12 protein-coding genes and 2 pseudogenes are annotated in these 18,192 nt (G+C 52.8%); 8 read left to right on the top strand and 6 right to left on the bottom strand.

What is annotated here, in order from left to right; translation table 11 throughout:
- The first annotated feature begins 42 nt into the window (after window positions 1-42).
- Complete coding sequence (gene tyrR, locus DES54_RS13780; protein ID WP_113868328.1) at window positions 43-1,611, top strand: transcriptional regulator TyrR; 1,569 nt, start codon at window positions 43-45, stop codon at window positions 1,609-1,611.
- Window positions 1,612-1,645: 34 nt separating this feature from the next.
- Here the strand turns inward: tyrR and tpx are convergent, their stop codons facing one another.
- Window positions 1,646-2,149 carry a thiol peroxidase gene (gene tpx / locus DES54_RS13775; RefSeq protein ID WP_113868326.1) on the bottom strand — a complete coding sequence of 168 codons (504 nt, stop codon included), beginning with the start codon at window positions 2,147-2,149 and terminating at the stop codon, window positions 1,646-1,648.
- A 376-nt stretch (window positions 2,150-2,525) separates the two neighbouring features.
- Here tpx and DES54_RS13770 point away from each other — a divergent pair, with 376 nt between their 5' ends.
- Both DES54_RS13770 and zntB read left to right on the top strand, forming a co-directional pair.
- Window positions 2,526-4,142: a peptide ABC transporter substrate-binding protein gene (locus DES54_RS13770; protein WP_113868366.1), complete on the top strand. Its 1,617-nt coding sequence runs from the start codon at window positions 2,526-2,528 to the stop codon at window positions 4,140-4,142.
- A 7-nt stretch (window positions 4,143-4,149) separates the two neighbouring features.
- On the top strand, window positions 4,150-5,133 hold the full coding sequence (zntB, locus tag DES54_RS13765; protein ID WP_113868324.1) for a zinc transporter ZntB: 984 nt from the start codon (window positions 4,150-4,152) through the stop codon (window positions 5,131-5,133).
- Between the two features lie 275 nt (window positions 5,134-5,408).
- Here the strand turns inward: zntB and ttcA are convergent, their stop codons facing one another.
- Window positions 5,409-6,344, bottom strand: a complete 936-nt coding sequence (ttcA, locus tag DES54_RS13760; RefSeq protein WP_113868322.1) for a tRNA 2-thiocytidine(32) synthetase TtcA — start codon at window positions 6,342-6,344, stop codon at window positions 5,409-5,411.
- 257 nt (window positions 6,345-6,601) lie between these two features.
- Between ttcA and DES54_RS13750 the strand changes: the two genes are divergently transcribed.
- Together DES54_RS13750 and DES54_RS13745 are read left to right on the top strand one after the other, a co-directional pair.
- Window positions 6,602-7,144, top strand: a complete 543-nt coding sequence (locus tag DES54_RS13750; protein WP_113868320.1) for a flavin reductase family protein — start codon at window positions 6,602-6,604, stop codon at window positions 7,142-7,144.
- A 183-nt stretch (window positions 7,145-7,327) separates the two neighbouring features.
- On the top strand, window positions 7,328-7,612 hold the full coding sequence (locus DES54_RS13745; protein ID WP_113868318.1) for a putative hemolysin: 285 nt from the start codon (window positions 7,328-7,330) through the stop codon (window positions 7,610-7,612).
- A 35-nt stretch (window positions 7,613-7,647) separates the two neighbouring features.
- Here the strand turns inward: DES54_RS13745 and DES54_RS13740 are convergent, their stop codons facing one another.
- Both DES54_RS13740 and DES54_RS13735 read right to left on the bottom strand, forming a co-directional pair.
- Window positions 7,648-8,640, bottom strand: coding sequence for a 2-hydroxyacid dehydrogenase (locus DES54_RS13740; RefSeq protein ID WP_113868316.1), 993 nt, complete (start codon window positions 8,638-8,640; stop codon window positions 7,648-7,650).
- A 106-nt stretch (window positions 8,641-8,746) separates the two neighbouring features.
- Window positions 8,747-9,553 (bottom strand): annotated as a pseudogene (locus tag DES54_RS13735) (methyl-accepting chemotaxis protein); the annotation flags it as partial.
- 241 nt (window positions 9,554-9,794) lie between these two features.
- Here DES54_RS13735 and DES54_RS13730 point away from each other — a divergent pair.
- Both DES54_RS13730 and DES54_RS13725 read left to right on the top strand, forming a co-directional pair.
- Window positions 9,795-12,383 (top strand): YdbH family protein, encoded by a 2,589-nt coding sequence (locus DES54_RS13730; protein WP_113868314.1) that lies wholly within the window; start codon window positions 9,795-9,797, stop codon window positions 12,381-12,383.
- A 15-nt stretch (window positions 12,384-12,398) separates the two neighbouring features.
- Window positions 12,399-12,632: a YnbE family lipoprotein gene (locus DES54_RS13725; RefSeq protein WP_113868312.1), complete on the top strand. Its 234-nt coding sequence runs from the start codon at window positions 12,399-12,401 to the stop codon at window positions 12,630-12,632.
- 65 nt (window positions 12,633-12,697) lie between these two features.
- Here the strand turns inward: DES54_RS13725 and DES54_RS13720 are convergent, their stop codons facing one another.
- A complete protein-coding gene (locus DES54_RS13720) occupies window positions 12,698-13,303 on the bottom strand; it encodes an FMN-dependent NADH-azoreductase (RefSeq protein WP_113868364.1) in 606 nt (201 codons plus the stop codon).
- A 264-nt stretch (window positions 13,304-13,567) separates the two neighbouring features.
- Here DES54_RS13720 and hrpA point away from each other — a divergent pair, with 264 nt between their 5' ends.
- Complete coding sequence (gene hrpA, locus DES54_RS13715; protein WP_113868310.1) at window positions 13,568-17,455, top strand: ATP-dependent RNA helicase HrpA; 3,888 nt, start codon at window positions 13,568-13,570, stop codon at window positions 17,453-17,455.
- A 534-nt stretch (window positions 17,456-17,989) separates the two neighbouring features.
- On the opposite strand, the pseudogene DES54_RS13710 reads toward hrpA, so the two are convergent.
- Window positions 17,990-18,192: pseudogene (locus tag DES54_RS13710) on the bottom strand (IS630 family transposase); the annotation flags it as partial.

Here is an 18,192-nt window from a genome sequence, read left to right as displayed (position 1 = left end):
TGCCTATTAGCCTGTCGCACCTGTTGAAGAAGGTAGTCGTTGATGCGTCTGGAAGTTTTTTGTGAAGACCGTATTGGTCTGACCCACGAATTATTGGATCTTCTGGCGTCGCGCAATCTTGATTTGCGCGGCATCGAGATTGCGCCCATTGGTCGTATTTATCTTAATTTTGCTTCGCTGGATTTTGATGCTTTTCGCGTGTTGATGGCGGAAATTCGCCGCATTGAAGGCGTCAACGATGTTCGTTCGGTGGCCTTTATGCCGTCGGAACGAGAACACCGCGCCGTGTCCGCGTTGCTGGAATCCATGCCTGAGCCCGTGCTTTCGCTTGACAGGCGCGGCAAGATAGAACTGTTTAATCCGTCCGCGCTGACGCTGTTTGATCAGTCCGCTGAGAACATCCGCAACCTGACCATTGACGCATTGATTCCGGGGTATAACGTTACGGCGGGGCTGGAACGCCACGGCAGGACGGTGACGGAGCGCGTGATGATCCGCGGACAGGATTTCCTGTTGGAGATGACGCCCATTCATCTGGACGACGATGAAGGCAACATGACCACGGCGGGCGCGCTGGTGATGCTGAAATCCGCCGTGCGCATGGGGCGGCAATTACAAGATCTGTCAGTGAATGATGACAACGCGTTTGCGCACATCGTAGCGGTCAGCCCCAATATGCGGCAGGTTGTTGAGCAGGCGCGCAAGCTGGCGATGCTCGATGCGCCGCTGTTGATTGTCGGTGATACCGGAACCGGCAAAGATATACTGGCCCGCGCCTGTCATTTACGCGGGCCGCGCGGCAAACAACCCTTTCTGGCGTTGAACTGCGCCGCCTTACCTGATGAAGTGATGGAAAGTGAACTATACGGTCATGCGCCGGGCGCTTATCTCAATGCGCTGGAAGGCAAGAAAGGATTTTTCGAGCAGGCGAACGGCGGATCGGTGCTGCTGGATGAAGTGGGCGAAATGTCCGCACAGATGCAAACCAAATTGCTGCGCTTCCTGAACGACGGCACCTTTCGTCGGGTGGGCGAAGATCATGAAATGCACGTGGATGTCCGGGTGATTTGCGCAACGCAGAAAAACCTGCTGGAAATGGTGCAGCGCGGCGAATTCAGGGAAGATCTCTATTACCGCCTCAATGTGCTGACGCTAACACTACCGCCGCTGCGTGAGCGTCCGGCTGATATCATGCCGCTGACCGAACTGTTCGTCGCACGTTTTGCCGATGAGCAGGGCATTCCGCGCCCCAAACTGGCTGCCGATTTGCGACAGTTTTTGCCGCAATACGGATGGCCGGGCAATGTCCGTCAATTGAAAAACACCCTCTATCGGGCCTTGACGCAGTTGGACGGCCATGAACTGCGAATACAGGATATCGATCTGCCGGCCTTCACGTTTGATGTTCCCCAAAGCGAGGAAATGCTGGCGGGATCGCTGGATGACATCAGCAAACGTTTTGAACGCGCCGTGTTAACCCGCCTGTACCAGAGCTACCCCAGCACGCGTAAACTGGCCAAACGCCTTGGCGTATCACATACGGCGATTGCCAATAAATTGCGGGAATATGGGCTGAGTCAGCGCAAGACGACCGGTGAGGCCGAGGAGTAAAAACAACGGCTGCGGGCGCAGCCGTTGTTGGTGATTACTTCAGCACGGCCAGCGCCGCGTCGTAATCGGGTTCGGTGGTGATTTCGTTCACCAACTCGCTATGCAGCACATTGTCGTTCTCATCCAGAACAACCACTGCACGGGCGCTCAAACCTTTCAATGGGCCGTCAGCAATAGCGACGCCATAGGTTTCTTTGAACTCGGCGCCACGCAATGTAGACAGCACAACCACGTTGTTCAGACCTTCTGATCCGCAAAAGCGGGATTGCGCAAACGGCAGGTCGGAAGAGATACACAGAACAACAGTGTTATCCAGTTCAGAACCCAGTTGGTTGAATTTACGCACGGACGTAGCGCAAACGCCAGTATCGATGCTTGGGAAGATGTTCAGGATTTTGCGTTTGCCCGCATAGTTACTGAGTGCGATATCTGACAGGTCTTTGCCAACCAGTGTAAAAGCGGGGGCTTTGCTTCCCTTGACGGGAAACGATCCTGCCAGCGATACCGGGTTGCCTTGAAAATGTACGTTCTGTGACATGTATGCGTCCTTAATTACAGGTTGTTAACACGCGGCCAGTTTAGGGCAACATTAGCAACATTGATACAAAAAATGCTGGCGCGTTTCGCAATAGCGCGTTAGCAATGGCTCGTTATAAAAACCAGTGGCTCACGAAAAAAGACAACCCAGGCCGGATTAAGTTTCGTCATCCATTCACCCGGCGCTTTGGTTTGCGCGCTGATATCGCGCGTGGCAAGGACTGGAGATGACAAGTAGATGCCTGAGCGATTTATTAGCTATTATGTTTTTCAGTTATTTCACCATTAATTGGTTTTCGGGACGGCGCCTGGCCGCCTTATCCGAACATTATTCAATCGCACGGAACGGCGTTTTAATCGCTAAGGGTCAAATCATGATGAAAAAGGGGCATTCTTTTCGCTATGCGGTGCTTTTGGCGATATTGACAGGCAGTGCTGGTGCGGCGCAGGTTCCGCCCGGAACCGTGTTAGCCGCGAAACAGGAAATTGTACGCCATATCAAAGATGAACCCGCCTCGTTGGATCCGATAAAAGCGGTTGGTTTGCCAGAAGCGCAGGTGGCGCGCGATTTGTTTGAAGGGCTGGTCAATCAGGACGCCAACGGCAATATTGTGCCTGTTGTCGCTCTGCGCTGGCAAAACAACGATAACCGTACATTCACCTTTATTCTGCGTGAAGATGCCCGTTGGTCAAATGGCGATCCGGTCACCGCCGGAGATTTTGTCTATAGCTGGCGGCGTCTGGTTTCACCGGAAAACTCATCGCCTTTTGCCTGGTTTGCCCGTCTTGCCGGGATAGTGAACGCCGGGCAGATTATCGACGGTAAAATGCCGGCGGAGAAACTCGGCGTCACGGCGATTAATGATCACACGCTTAGCGTGCAACTTGACAAACCCGTGCCTTATTTTGTCAGTCTGTTGGCAAACTTCAGCTTGTTTCCGGTTCATCAGGCAACGGTAGAGAAGTACGGCAATGATTGGACCAAGCCGGGTAATCTGGTGGGTAATGGCGCCTTCAGGCTACAACAGCGGGTCGTCAATGAAAAACTGGTGATGACGCCAAACGAGTATTACTGGGATCATGCCAATACCCAGTTAACCAAAGTTACGTTTGTGCCGATCAATCAGGAATCGAATGCGACAAAGCGCTATCTGTCCGGGGATATCGACATCACCGAATCGTTTCCCAAAAACCAGTATCATAAACTGTTGAAAGATCTGCCCGGTCAGGTCTATACCCCTGAGCAACTGGGAACGTATTACTACGCCTTTAATACCCAGCGCGCGCCAACCCATGATGCGCGGGTGCGCAAAGCGTTGTCTTATGCCATCGACCGGAAAATTATTGCGGAAAAAGTGCTGGGAACCGGCGAGAAACCGGCCTATCACTTTACACCGGATGTCACCGCCGGATTTACGCCAACCGAGAGCGAGTTACAGCAATATACTCAGGCCGAGTTGGATGCGCAGGCGAAAGCGTTGCTGGCGGCGGCAGGCTACGGCCCCGGTAAACCCCTGACATTATCCCTGCTGTATAACACATCGGAAAACCATCAGAAGATTGCCATCGCCATTGCTTCCATGTGGAAGACCAAGCTGGGCGTGAACGTGCGTTTATCCAATCAGGAATGGCAAACGTATATCGACAGTCGCAACAGCGGTAATTTCGATGTGGTCAGAGCATCCTGGGTGGGGGATTATAATGAAGCATCCACGTTCCTGTCGTTATTAACGTCGCGGCACAGCGGAAATATCGCCCGGTTTAACTACGCTGATTATGACCGTTTGCTGGAGGAGGCGGGCAATCAAACCGATGCCAAACTGTTGAATGCCGATTACGACCGGGCGGAGAAAATCCTGATGGAACAAGCGCCCATCGCACCGATCTATCAATACACCAACGGACGTTTGATCAAGCCGTGGGTCAAGGGCTATCCCATCACCAATCCTGAGGATGTCGCTTACAGCCATATGCTCAATATCGTGAAACATTGAGGCAAGCATGGAATCATTTGAAGGAGACGTGTTGCAACATACCGGTGCGGTTTATGCCTATCAATTAGATGGGCAAGGCGGCGTGGCGCCTATCGGCGATAAAGAGGTGATTAACAGCGTCCGGCCTTGCTGGTTGCATCTCGATTCGACGCTGCCAATCAGCGCCCGTTGGTTGAGCGATACCCATCTGGTGCCGGACAGCGTGCGTGACGCGCTATCCGGCGAGAGCGTTCGTCCCAGAGTCACCCGGCTGGGTGATGGCACAATGATTACGCTGCGCAGCATCAACCTGAATGCGGATGCCCGCCCTGACCAACTGGTCGCGATCCGGGTTTTTATTACCGATAAGCTCATTATTTCGACGCGGCGGCGTAAAGTGCTGGCTATTGATGAAGTGTTGACCGAACTCAAAGAAGGGATCGGACCGACCGACAGCGGAAGCTGGCTGGTATCGATTGCGGAGTCGATCACCGACCATACCAGTGAGTTTATTGATGATTTACATGAAAAAATCATCGATCTGGAAGAGAACTTGCTGGAGCAAAAAATCATGCCGCGCGGAGAACTGGCGCTCATTCGCAAGCAGTTAATTGTATTACGACGCTATATGACGCCGCAGCGCGATGTTTTTTCGCGCCTTTCCGGTGAGAAGTTGCCCTGGATGCAGGATGACGATCGGCGGCGAATGCAGGAAATCGCCGATAGACTGGGGCGCGGGCTGGAAGATCTGGATGCAAGTATTGCGCGTACCGCTGTGTTATCAGATGAAATTACCACACAGATAACGGAGGCGCTGAGTCGCAGAACCTACACTATGTCGCTGCTGGCGATGGTTTTCCTACCGACAACGTTTCTTACCGGGCTATTTGGCGTCAATTTGGGGGGGATTCCGGGGGGCGACTCCCGATTTGGCTTCGCAACGTTCTGTTTGATGTTGGTACTATTGGTTTGCGGCGTTGCATGGTGGTTAAAACGCAGTAAATGGTTATGAGTGTCAACGAATAGTTATTGTGCGTTTTATCACACAGTTTACCGGTTAGCGGAAAACTCACGGTTAACTTGAGCAATATCAACATTTTTCACATAACAGTACGGCACTATCCTTCGTGCAGGTGAATGCAACGTCAAGCGATGGGCGTTGCGCTCCAAATTGTCTTACTTCCTTTTTTGAATTACTGCATAGCACAATTGATTCACACCATGCCGACGATTTCGTCGGCATTTTTTTGGGCTTTCCACCTCAGTACCCATTTCGTTTTTAATTCTTTATTTGATTTCCAGTACATCGAGCCTGGTCTGAGACGGGGTATCCTCATCATCTTCCGGTTGCCAGCCAACCGGCTGCGATGGCAACGTTTCGCGATCGAACGCCAAATCGCCGCCGTCAATCACTTCGCCGCCGTGTTGAATGCTTTTAAAATCAAACAGCGTATGGTCGGCGAGATGAGAAGGCACCACATTCTGCATCGCGCTGAACATGGTTTCGATACGGCCAGGATAATGTTTATCCCAGTCCCGCAGCATATCTTTGATCACCTGACGTTGCAGATTAGGCTGTGAACCACAGAGATTACAGGGGATGATCGGATACTGGCGCGCGTCGGCAAAGCGTTCGATATCTTTCTCACGACAGTAGGCAAGTGGACGGATCACCACATGCTTGCCATCGTCACTCATCAGTTTCGGCGGCATGCCTTTCAATTTTCCGCCGTAGAACATATTCAGAAACAGCGTTTGCAGAATATCGTCACGGTGGTGACCCAGCGCGATTTTGGTCGCGCCCAATTCGCTGGCCGTGCGATACAGAATACCGCGGCGCAGGCGCGAGCACAGTGAGCAAGTGGTTTTTCCTTCTGGAATTTTCTCTTTCACAATGCCATAGGTATTTTCTTCGACGATCTTGTATTCAACGCCGATACGCTCAAGGTATTGCGGCAATACATGCTCAGGAAAACCGGGTTGCTTCTGGTCCAGATTGACGGCGACCAGTGAAAAATTAACCGGCGCGCTTTGTTGCAGATTGCGCAGAATTTCCAACATGGTGAAGCTGTCTTTGCCGCCGGACAGACAAACCATGATACGGTCGCCTTCTTCAATCATATTGAAATCCGCGATGGCTTCCCCGACGTTACGACGCAGACGCTTCTGAAGTTTGTTGAGATTGTATTGTTGTTTTGGATTAAGCTCTTGTTTTTCTGACATTTTACATATGCTCTTTGGCAAGGGGTATCACTGCGGCAAAATAATTTACGGCATGCATTGGATGATATTTGCATAAGTATGACGTGTATGGTACGGATTACGACGACGAATACCAGTTCGTTTTATAGCGCTATTGGATAATCGCCTGATGGCGCATGCGCGTTACTGATATCGGGTTCTCATTTTTGCCTGCGCTGACGCCTATACTTGACCACAGGCTAAAAACGATGACCGAGGGCTAAAAGGAGGATGAAATCATGCAAAGTCTTCCGCTTGAGAAAGCGTTCACATTGATTGAGCCGGGGCCGGTTGTTCTGGTGACGACGAACAATGGTCAGCAGGATAACGTGATGACCATCACATGGACAATGGTTCTGGATTTTTCAGCCACTTTCGCCATAACGACGGGGCCGTGGAACTATTCTTATACCGCACTTCAAACATCCAGGGAGTGCGTCATTGCCATTCCCACCGTCGATATGATCGATACGGTGATTGGCGTTGGCATATGTTCCGGGCAGGACACCGATAAGTTTCACCAGTTTGACCTCACCCCGCAGCGGGGTAAGCATGTTCGGGCGCCGCTCATCAAGGAGTGTCTGGCCAATATTGAGTGTCGGGTTGTCGATATTATCGAACGACACGGCATTCTGGTGCTGGAGGGCCTTGCTGCCTATTTCGATGACACGCGCCCTGAGAAGCGCATGCTTCATGCTGTTGGTGACGGCACGTTCATCACGGATGGCGGAAAGATTGATCGAAAGGAGATGATGCGTTCCAAGCTGCCGGACGGCGTATAGTCTTTTGAGGCAGATTGCTTTTCCCGCGCACCACGCCCGGTTTTTCATCGTCGCGGGGCATTTATTGATGTGACGGCGAATAAGGTGTGGTAAATATATTCTTCATCCTAAGATTTATCCGATATCACCCGATGCAATGCCTTGCGTCGGGTGATGTCATCCACACGATTTGGAGCCAAGACAATGAAAGGGTATCAATGGCTGGTTACTGTGGCCGCACTGGTATTGGCGGGGTGCAGCGGCGGCGAAAAAGCCGCGGCTGTCGATAAACGGGATCCCGCATTAGATGAAAATTCGGTTGTACTGCTGAAAAGCAGCACCCCGTTGGACGTCAACTGCACATTGATTGGCGGAACGATGGCCCTCTCCCGTCAATTGGATGGCGCCAGCGTAGGCACCTGCCAATTGGCGAATGGCAAACGTTGCGACGAACGCGCGGTGATGAACGGGACGTGTCCCGCAGGCTGACATTGCGGCAGCCTGAGACTGCCGCAGGTTGGCGTTCAGGGGTTCAGCAGATTCTCGCAGGGTTCATCCTGACTGATTTGTTTCAGTTTATGTAGCGTTGTCTGGGAGATGCTGGTCAAAGCTTCCTCGGTCAGAAAGGCTTGATGGCCGGTAAACAGCACATTGTGACAAGCGGATAAGCGGCGGAAAACATCGTCCTGAATGACGTCGTTTGATTTATCGGTAAAGAACAAATCCCGTTCATTCTCATAAACATCCATGCCCAGTGCCCCGATTTTCTGCTGTTTCAGCGCATCAATCGCCGCCTGCGAGTCAATTAATCCGCCCCGGCTGGTGTTGACAATCATCACGCCGTCTTTCATTTGTGAAAAGGCGTTGCGATCGAGCAGATGGTGGTTTTCCGGCGTGAGCGGGCAGTGCAGTGAAATCACATCGGCGCGGGCATAAAGCGCTTTCAGATCGACATATTCCGCCCCCAGTTCCAGCGCCTGAGGATTCGGGTAGGGATCAAACGCCAGCAGGCGCATACCGAAACCTTTCAGAATGCGCATGGTGGCAATGCCGATTTTCCCTGTACCGATAATGCCGGCGGTACGGTTGTGCATGTTGAAACTAATCAACCCTTCCAGGGAGAAGTTAGCGTCTCGGGTGCACTGGTAAGCGCGATGGATGCGGCGGTTAAGGCACAGCATCAAGTCAACGGCGTGCTCAGCCACCGCTTCCGGTGAATACGCCGGAACACGCACCACCTTGATGCCCAATTCTCTGGCCGCTTCCAGATCGACATTATTGAAACCGGCACAGCGCAGCGCCAGGGTTTTAACGCCCAGTTGCGCCAGTTCCGCCAATACTTCGCGGCTGCCATCGTCATTGACGAAAATACATACCGCCTGACAGCCCGCCGCGGTTTTGGCCGTGCGCGATGTCAGCATGAAATCAAAAAATTCCAACTGATAGCCAAATTGTTGATTCACTTGCTCTAAATATTTACGGTCGTATTGCTTGGTGCTATAGATTGCCAGTTTCATCGCATCTTTCTGCCAAAAATTCTCTGTTTAAGCTATCAGAAAAGAGTCAGGGGACATACCGTTACCTCACAAAAGCATAACGGTCCGTGACAGGAGAACACTGCAATTAGCGGGGGATGCTGAAGACGGAGACCGCTTCCGGAATGGTGGCGATTTGTTGTTCCAGGCTGCTGATGGCGGCGCTGGAATGGCTGGCCAGTATCGTGTTCTGGCGGGGCAGTTCGTCGATGTTGTTAACCGCATCGTTAATTTGTCCCAGCCCTTGCGATTGCTCATGGGTCGCCAGACTGATTTGGTTCACCAACTGCGTTACCTGCTGAACCTGCGTCAGAATATTATTCATCGACTCGCTGGTATGATTTACCAGTTTGTCGCTGGTATTGATGTTGTCTATGGTGGTTTCGATAATGGCGGCGATATCTTTTGCCGCCTGCGCGCTGCGTTGCGCCAGAATACGCACCTCACCCGCAACTACGGCAAAGCACTTGCCTTGTTCACCGGCATGGGCGGCTTCAACGGCGGCGTTCAGCGCGAGAATGTTGGTCTGGAAGGCCAGGTTATTCAACACATTGATAATATCGGTAATTTCTTTGCTGGAGCGAGTCATGGTCACCATCGTATCGGTAACCTGATTGACGGCGCTATCGCCGACCTCTACCTCGACGTTGGCGTCTTCCGCACAGCGTGTCGCCAACTGAGAGGCGGAGGCGTTGCTTTTGATGGTCGCGGTCAATTGTTCCATTGATGAGGCGGTATTTTGCAGACTTTGAGCGGTATCATCACAGCGTTGGCTGAGCGTATGGTTGCCAGCCGCAATCTCGCGACAGGCGCAGTTCAGTTCGACCAGTTTGTTATTCACATCATCCACAAAGGTACGGAAATTCATACCCGACTGATTAACCGCCCGTAATATTTTGTCGGTCATTATCTGGAATGCGGCGTGGGTTTATTTGGGGGCGTGGTCGGCCTATCGATGCGGACAGCCTATAATACTTGCCCTGATGGTGGCATATCCGGGTGGCGGATTATATGATGCCAGGTGTGAGCCATGGGGCGTTTCTTGGTCAAGATAATGCGCGCCGATTGTATAAAAAACAAACATCTGATTATGGCGCAAGTTTTGACGGATTCTACCGGATGCTTAATCTCTACGAATGATTAAAAAATACGCGTTACCCGGCATGGCACTGTTACTTCTGCTGTTGTTCGTATCGTGGCAGGCTATGCCGCAATGGTTACCTCGCATCGCCGGGATCTGGTTACCTGCGGAAATGTCGTTGACGTTGCGTTCAACGCCGGTTTGGTCTCATGGGGGGTTGCAAAGTGATGGCGTCAGACTCACCGTGGGCGAATGTACGCTGCTTGATGTGGGGAATATGGCGTTGCGACGGCAATCCGGGCGATGGAAGGCCGATATCGATGCCGTTACGCTGAATAGCGATTGCCTGCCGCAACTGGCATCTGATAGCGAGACGACGCCCGCACGTCTTTCCCTGTGGCAACGGCGTTTACCGGCTGGCGATATCACGATTGGAACATTTACGTTGCAACCCTGGCAGGATTACTCTGGACGCGTGCGGTTCAGTACCGATGGCGATCAACAGCAGACGTTGCATTATCAAGGTGATCAACTGGCGTTTCAGGCCGCGCTGAGCCAACAACATCTGAGCTTACGCGACGGCATGCTGGCGACGCCGGCGGGCTACATCCGCTTGCAATTGAGCGGTGAGCTCGATCTGGCTGATACGCTGACGCAAGCGCCGGTACAAGGTGAGCTTAGCGGTCAGCTTGACGGCGATCAAACGCCGGAGCCGGTTTCCATGCGGCTAAGCTGGCAGCGCCAGCAGGGGGAATTGTCGCTACGGGCGAGGGGCGATAACGAGCCGCTGGTCTCGCTGCCGTGGCGCTTATCCGCCGAGCAGATCCAGGTGAGCAACGGCGTCTGGCGCTGGCCTTATGCCGCACAACCGCTGTCGGGACGAATTTCGCTCACGTTGCAAAACTGGCGGCAGGGGTTGGAAAAAACGCGCATCGACGCGCGAATGAATATGCTGACGCAAGGGCATAACGGCAAAGCCAACGCGGTTCTGGTGCTGGGGCCGGGCCATCTGGGGCTGATTGACAGTGAGTTGCGTTTTCAGTTAACCGGTCAGGCCAATCTGTCAGACTTATCATTGACCGCATCGCTGCCGGGCATACTGCAAGGCTCTTTATTAAACCTGGAACTGTCGATTTTACCCGGCGGGCTACTGCGCGCCTGGGGTGCGCTGGGGCCACAGGCACGGCTTGAGGAAGCGCGCTGGCCGTTGGCCGGCGTGCGGATCAGCGCCAGTGGGGTGAATGGACGGTTGCAGGCCATCGTTAAGGCCCATCATACCTATTGGGGGCGGTTCAACCTGCATCTGGACGGAAAAGCGCAGGATTTCTGGCCTGACAAAGGACGCTGGCAGTGGCGCTATTGGGGCAGCGGACAATTGCCGCCGCTAAAAGCAAATTGGGACGTGGCGGGGCATGGTCGCTGGCAGAATACGCTGATTGAAGTGAGTCAGTTGTCGAGTGGATTGGATCAGCTTGGCTACGGACTGGTGACGGTTCACCAGCCGCGGCTGACTATCGTCGAGCCCGTGCGTTGGCAACGAGCCAGACCGGGCGCGCATTTTCAGGGCGCGTTGCAACTGGCGTCACAACAAGTGAATTTCCGCAATGGCGGCTATCTTCCACCTGCATTGATAAGTTTGAGTTTGCAGGGTAATGATCCCAGCGACTTTCTGATGAAAGGAGCGTTACAGGCGCGGAACATTGGCCCGATAACCCTGCGCGGACGCTGGGACGGCGAGCGGTTGCGCGGCAATGCCTGGTGGCCGCGTCAGCCGCTGACGGTGTTTCAGCCCTTGCTTTCAGAAAAACTGAAAATGAATATTCGCGCCGGACAGTTCTATGCGCAGGCGGCATTTTCCGCCGCGCAAGGGCAAGGATTCCGCGCCGGTGGACATTGGGTGGTGCAGAACGGCGGACTCTGGTTGCAGGACGGCGAAGTGGGCGGCGTCAACTTTGTGCTACCTTACCGTCTGGAAAATCAGCGTTGGGCATTCGGCATCAAACAACCAGCGACGTTACGCATCGCCATGCTGGATAACCTGTTTCGCATGACGGATATCCGCCTTGATCTGCAAGGTTTCTATCCTTACAGCGAGCAACAACCGTTGATGATATCGCAGACCAGCATGGATGCGTTAGGCGGACACATCAGTTTGTCGGCCTTGCGTTGGCCGCAGCGTGAAGACGCGTTGTTTGCGGTGAAAAGCGTGGAGCTTAGCGAATTGATTAGCGCGTTGAAACTGAAACAGTTTGCGATGTCGGGGCGGGTCAGCGGCGTGTTGCCGCTGAATTTTAACCATCCCGATAAGCTGATTCAGGGCGGGCGGTTTACTAATGATCGTTTCCTGACGCTGCGGCTGGATAAAACGTTGGCCGATGAGTTGGAGCGCAAAAATAGGGTCACCGGCGCGGTGATTAACTGGGTGCGTTATCTGGAAATCGACCAATCCACTGCCACAGTGGATTTGAGCAATCAGGGCGAACTGTTGCTGGTTTCGCAAATTCAGGGGAAAAACCCGCTGTTAAGTGCGGATCGGCAAGTCATTCTCAACTATCGTCATCAGGAAAATATTTTCCAGTTATGGCGGAGTTTACGTTTTGGCGATAATTTGCAGGATACGTTGGAGCAACAGGCAAATGAATAAATTCGGGATAGCGCCATGAAGTATAACGGTAGCATTCAGGCCGCTGTCTGCGCGGTATGTCTACTGACAGGCTGTGTGCCGCGTATCGAACTGGCCGCACCGAAAGAGCCGATCACGATTAACATGAATGTGAAGATTGCGCATGAAATCCACATCAGCGCGGATAAAGAGGCCACGCAGTTATTGGAAAAATCGGATAACGCCGTGAGTGAAAAGGTAAAAAAAAGCGCGCCTGAAGGCGCGCAATAAGACATCCAGAACACAACACTAATGACAGGTAATTTAGTGGCAGAGTCGTTAATAATGAAACAGGGTTACGCCGCGGCAAACTGAGACAGTTGCGCTTTCGCCTCTTCCGTCGCTTTTTGGGCGACATCCGGGCCGTAAGCGATACCTTCAGCGAAAACAAACTCAACATCGGTCATGCCGATGAAGCTCAGGAACACGCGCAGATAGGGTTCCAGCAAATCGTTCGGCGTGCCTTTATGGATACCGCCGCGGCTGGTCAGCACGATGGCGCGTTTACCTTTCACCAGACCTTCAGGGCCTTGCTCAGTATAGCGGAACGTCACGCCAGCGCGGGCGATCAGGTCAAAATAGTTTTTCAATTGCGTCGGGATGTTGAAGTTGTACATCGGCGCGGCAATCACGATAACGTCATGGGCCTGCAATTCGGCAATCAACGCGTCAGACAACGTTAAGGCTTCCTGTTGACGCGGCGTCAGCGGCGCATCGGAAGGACGCAGGGCGCCGACCAGTTCGCCATCCAGCACCGGAACCGGTTGGGCGGCCAAATCACGCACGGTAATGCTGTCAGCGGGATGCGCGGTTTGCGATTGGGCGCTGAAATAATCGGCCAGTTGGTTGGACTGAGAAAAATCCGCCAGGATACTTGATTTAAGAATCAATACGTTGCTCATTGCCAATTCCTTACGTTGTTTGAGGTCGGACGCCGTACGGCGTCCTTTGCTGCGCTTCATCTTAGGCGGGCGCCATCGTGGTTGAAAGTGCAAATATTCGAGCGCATTATTCGATTTTATTGAACAAGCAGGCATTAGCGTGGTTAGAGCCGCCGACTGTGATGTGCTACCATGCACGCCGAAAATTGTTCCGGTTTAAGTGACTGGGATCAGGGCATAAATTTGGCCCGTAACAGGCAAGAAAAGTATTAAGGAATCAGCAACGTGAAATCACCGCTCAGCGCATTATCTACGCAGTTAAGTGAGTTAATGCTCCGCGATCAGCAACGTCTGCGCCGTCGTATACAGAGTGCGGCAAAGGTCGGCAACCCACAGGCGCAGACGGCGATTGTTCAGGAAATTGAGGGGGAGATTGTTGCCGCGCGGCACAAGGTGAACCATCGGCAGGCGGGCCGTCCGGCTATTCATTATCCCGAACAACTGCCGGTCAGCCAGAAGAAAGATGTGATCCTGAACGCACTGCGTGAACATCAGGTCATCATTGTGGCGGGGGAAACCGGTTCGGGGAAAACCACCCAGCTTCCGAAGATCTGCCTTGAACTGGGACGCGGCGTGCGTGGCTTGATCGGCCATACCCAGCCCCGACGTTTAGCGGCTAGAACCGTGGCCGATCGCATCGCGTCTGAACTGGAAACGCCGCTTGGCGGTTGCGTGGGCTATAAAGTCCGTTTTAACGATCAGGTGGGCGATAATACCCTGGTCAAGCTGATGACGGACGGGATACTGCTGGCTGAAATTCAACAGGATCGGCTGTTAATGCAGTATGACACGCTGATCATCGATGAAGCGCACGAGCGCAGCCTGAATATTGATTTTATTCTGGGTTACTTGCGTCAACTTCTGCCCAAATGCCCGGATTTAAAAATCATCATTACCTCCGCGACCATCGATCCGCAGCGCTTTTCCCGCCATTTTGACCGTGCGCCGATCATCGAGGTATCTGGCCGCACCTATCCGGTGGAGGTTCGGTATCGCCCGGTGGTGGAAGAGGCCGAAGACAGCGATCGCGATCAATTACAGGCTATCTTTGATGCGGTAAATGAGTTGAGTCGGGAAGGGCCGGGCGACATCCTGATCTTTATGAGCGGAGAACGGGAAATCCGCGATACCGCCGATGCGCTGACGCGGCTGAATTTGCCGCATACCGAAATCCTGCCGCTGTATGCCCGGTTGTCCAATCAGGAGCAGAACCGGGTTTTCCAGTCGCATCACGGCAGACGTATTGTGCTGGCGACCAATGTGGCGGAAACCTCGCTGACGGTGCCGGGTATCCGCTATGTGATTGATCCCGGCACGGCGCGTATCAGCCGTTACAGCTTCCGCACCAAAGTCCAGCGTTTGCCGATTGAGGCCATTTCCCAGGCGTCGGCCAACCAGCGTAAAGGACGGTGTGGACGTGTCGCCGCCGGCATCTGTATCCGCCTCTATGCCGAACAGGATTTTTTGTCCCGTCCGGCCTTTACCGATCCGGAAATTCTGCGCACCAATCTGGCCTCGGTTATTTTACAAATGACGGCGCTTGGGCTGGGGGATATCGCGGCGTTCCCGTTTGTTGAAGCGCCGGATAAACGTAACATTCAGGATGGCGTGCGATTATTGGAAGAACTGGGCGCGATCCAACTGGCGGAAAACGGCCACTATCATCTGACGCCGCAGGGACGCCAATTGGCGCAACTGCCCATCGATCCCCGTTTGGCGCGCATGGTGCTGGAAGCCCGCGTCACGGGCTGCGTGCGTGAAGTGATGATCATTACCGCCGCGCTGTCCATTCAGGACCCGCGCGAACGTCCGCTGGATAAAAAGCAGGCATCGGATGAAAAACATCGCCGTTTCGTCGATAAAGACTCCGATTTTCTGGCGTTCGTCAATCTGTGGAACTATCTGCGGGAACAGCAAAAAGCGTTATCTTCCAGCCAGTTTCGTCGGCTGTGCCGCAGCGATTATCTCAACTATCTGCGAGTGCGTGAGTGGCAGGATATCTACACGCAATTGCGTCAGGTGGTGAAAGAACTGGGATTACCGATAAACAGCGAACCTGCCGATTACCGCAGCGTTCACTGCGCGTTGTTGACGGGGCTGCTGTCGCATATTGGTCAAAAAGATATCGACAAGCAGGAGTTCAGCGGCGCGCGCAACACACGTTTCGCTATTTTCCCCGGCTCAGGCCTGTTCAAAAAATCGCCGAAATGGACGATGGTGGCCGAACTGGTGGAAACCAGTCGTTTATGGGGACGGATCGCCGCCCGCATTGAACTGGAATGGATTGAGCCGCTGGCCCAGCACCTGATCAAGCGCAGCTACAGCGATCCGCACTGGGAAAAAGCGCAAGGCACCGTGATGGCGCAGGAAAAAGTCACGTTGTTCGGCTCACCGATTGTGGCGGCGCGTAAAGTGAATTACAGCCAGATCGATCCCGTTCTGGCGCGTGAGTTGTTTATTCGTCACGCGCTGGTGGAAGGGGACTGGCAGACGCGCCATGCGTTTTTCCGCGCTAACCTGAAATTACTGGCTGAAGTCGAGGAACTGGAGAATAAATCGCGTCGCCGCGACATTCTGGTGGACGATGAAACGCTGTTTGCCTTTTACGACCAGCGGTTGCCGCACGATATCATTTCCGCCCGTCATTTTGACCAGTGGTGGAAAACGGCCAGCTATGAGAATGCGGATCTGCTGAACTTTGAAAAAAACATGCTGATCAAAGAAGGCGCGGACAACATAAGCGCGCTGGACTATCCGAATTTCTGGCATCAGGGCAACCTGAAGCTGCGCTTGTCTTATCAGTTTGAGCCGGGTACGGACGCCGATGGCGTGACGGCGCATATTCCGTTGCCTATTCTCAATCAGGTGCGTGACGAAGGGTTTGAATGGCAAATTCCCGGCGTGCGCCGCGAACTGGTTATCGCGCTGATCAAATCGCTGCCGAAACCGATACGCCGCAATTTTGTACCAGCGCCCAATTACGCCGACGCGTTTCTGGCGCGCGCCACACCGCTGGAAAAAAGTCTGCTGGAGGCGTTGGAGCGTGAATTACGGCTGATGACGGGCGTGAGCGTACCGCGCGAGGAATGGCAATGGGAACAGGTGCCCGATCATCTTAAAGTGACGTTCCGCGTGGTGGACGAGAAAAATCGCGCCCTGCGGGAAGGGAAAGATCTGAACGCGCTGAAGGATCAATTGAAAGATAAAGTCCAGCAGACGCTCTCCGCTGTGGTCGATGACGGACTGGAACAAGGCAACCTGCATGTCTGGAGTTTTGGTTCGCTGCCTGATTGCTACGAGCAAAAACGGGGCGGTTATTCGGTAAAAGCTTACCCTGCATTGGTGGATGAAAAGGACAGTGTGGCGATCCGTTTATTTGATACGCCGTATCAACAACAACAGATGATGCGTAAAGGCTTGCGGCGCTTGCTGTTGCTGAATATTCCTTCGCCAATCAAATACTTGCACGAGAAGTTACCCAACAAGGCAAAGCTGGGGTTGTATTTCAATCCTTACGGTAAAGTGCTCGATCTGATCGACGACTGTATTGCCTGCGCCGTCGATAAGCTGATTACCGAGTTTGGCGGCCCGGTATGGCAGGAAGAGGCGTTCCGGCAACTGCATGAAAAAGTGCGGGCGGAACTTAACGAGACGGTGGTGGATATCGCCCGGCAGGTGGAGCAGATTCTGACGACGGTATTCGCCATCAACAAACGCCTGAAAGGGCGCATTGATATGACGCTGGCGCTGGCGCTGAGCGACATCAAAAATCAGATCAACGGTCTGGTGTTTCGTGGCTTCGTTACCGCCAATGGCTGGCGTCGTCTGCCGGATGTGCTGCGTTATCTACAGGCAATCGAGCGCCGGCTGGAAAAGCTGGCCCAGGATGTCCACCGCGATCGGGCGCAGATGCTGAAAGTTGAACAGGTGCAACACGCGTGGCAACAGTGGTGGAATAAACTGCCCGCCGAACGGCGCGAGGATGATGACGTAAAAGCCATCCGCTGGATGATTGAGGAACTCCGGGTTAGCTATTTTGCCCAGCAATTAGGAACGCCGTTTCCTATTTCGGACAAGCGAATATTACAGGCGATGGAGCAGATAGCGTTGTAGACAATTTAATTCAGGCGTCAATCTTAATGTTTGACGTCTGGACTTATCTCTTGCTTTAAACGCTATTGTTGATTATTCCGCTTTGTTCTATATTAATTTCAGTGAAGTCCACACACGGAGGTTGTAAATGGAAAATAAAGACGATCTTATCACTCAACTCAATAATCAGCTTAAAGCCAGCATACTCAGCAGTCAGCTACCCCCGGAAGAAATATTGCATTGATAATGAGGCTATGTTTTTCACTGATGCAAGTAACGCAAAGCGATCTTATTGAAATGAAGATTTCAGATGGCCGAAAGCTTTCGCTAAAGCTTGACGCTGGTTCTGTGACGCACTAATGGATACTATTTTTATAATATTGATATAAAGAAGATGTTCTTTATTAGCGGGTTAATTTACCGTCCTTGATTAAGGAATGTGTGTTAAGAGGATATATTATGAGTGAAGTAAATGGATATTTAAATTTTGATAACACAGGGCGAATATATGATTTCAAATCACCTCTTAATACTAAATAACTGATCCTAATATCGCTACATTTTTACCAACCCATGATTCCCACCGGGGAATGGGCTGACAGTATTCATAAAGTGACGCACTTTTTTCAGTAACTGCCACATTGAGCGGCACTGGTGGTTTCCGGTTATCGTTTCGTGCAGCGCCTGCCACAGCCGTTCAACATGATTTACCCAGGGCGAGTAAACCGGCTGATAAATAACACGAAACTTCGGATTCT

It is taken from the genome of Brenneria salicis ATCC 15712 = DSM 30166, from assembly GCF_003315515.1.
GTDB classification, from domain to species: Bacteria; Pseudomonadota; Gammaproteobacteria; order Enterobacterales; family Enterobacteriaceae; genus Brenneria; species Brenneria salicis.
The sequence above is the reverse complement of the archived record's forward strand: the minus strand, read 5'-3'. Positions and strand labels throughout refer to the sequence as shown.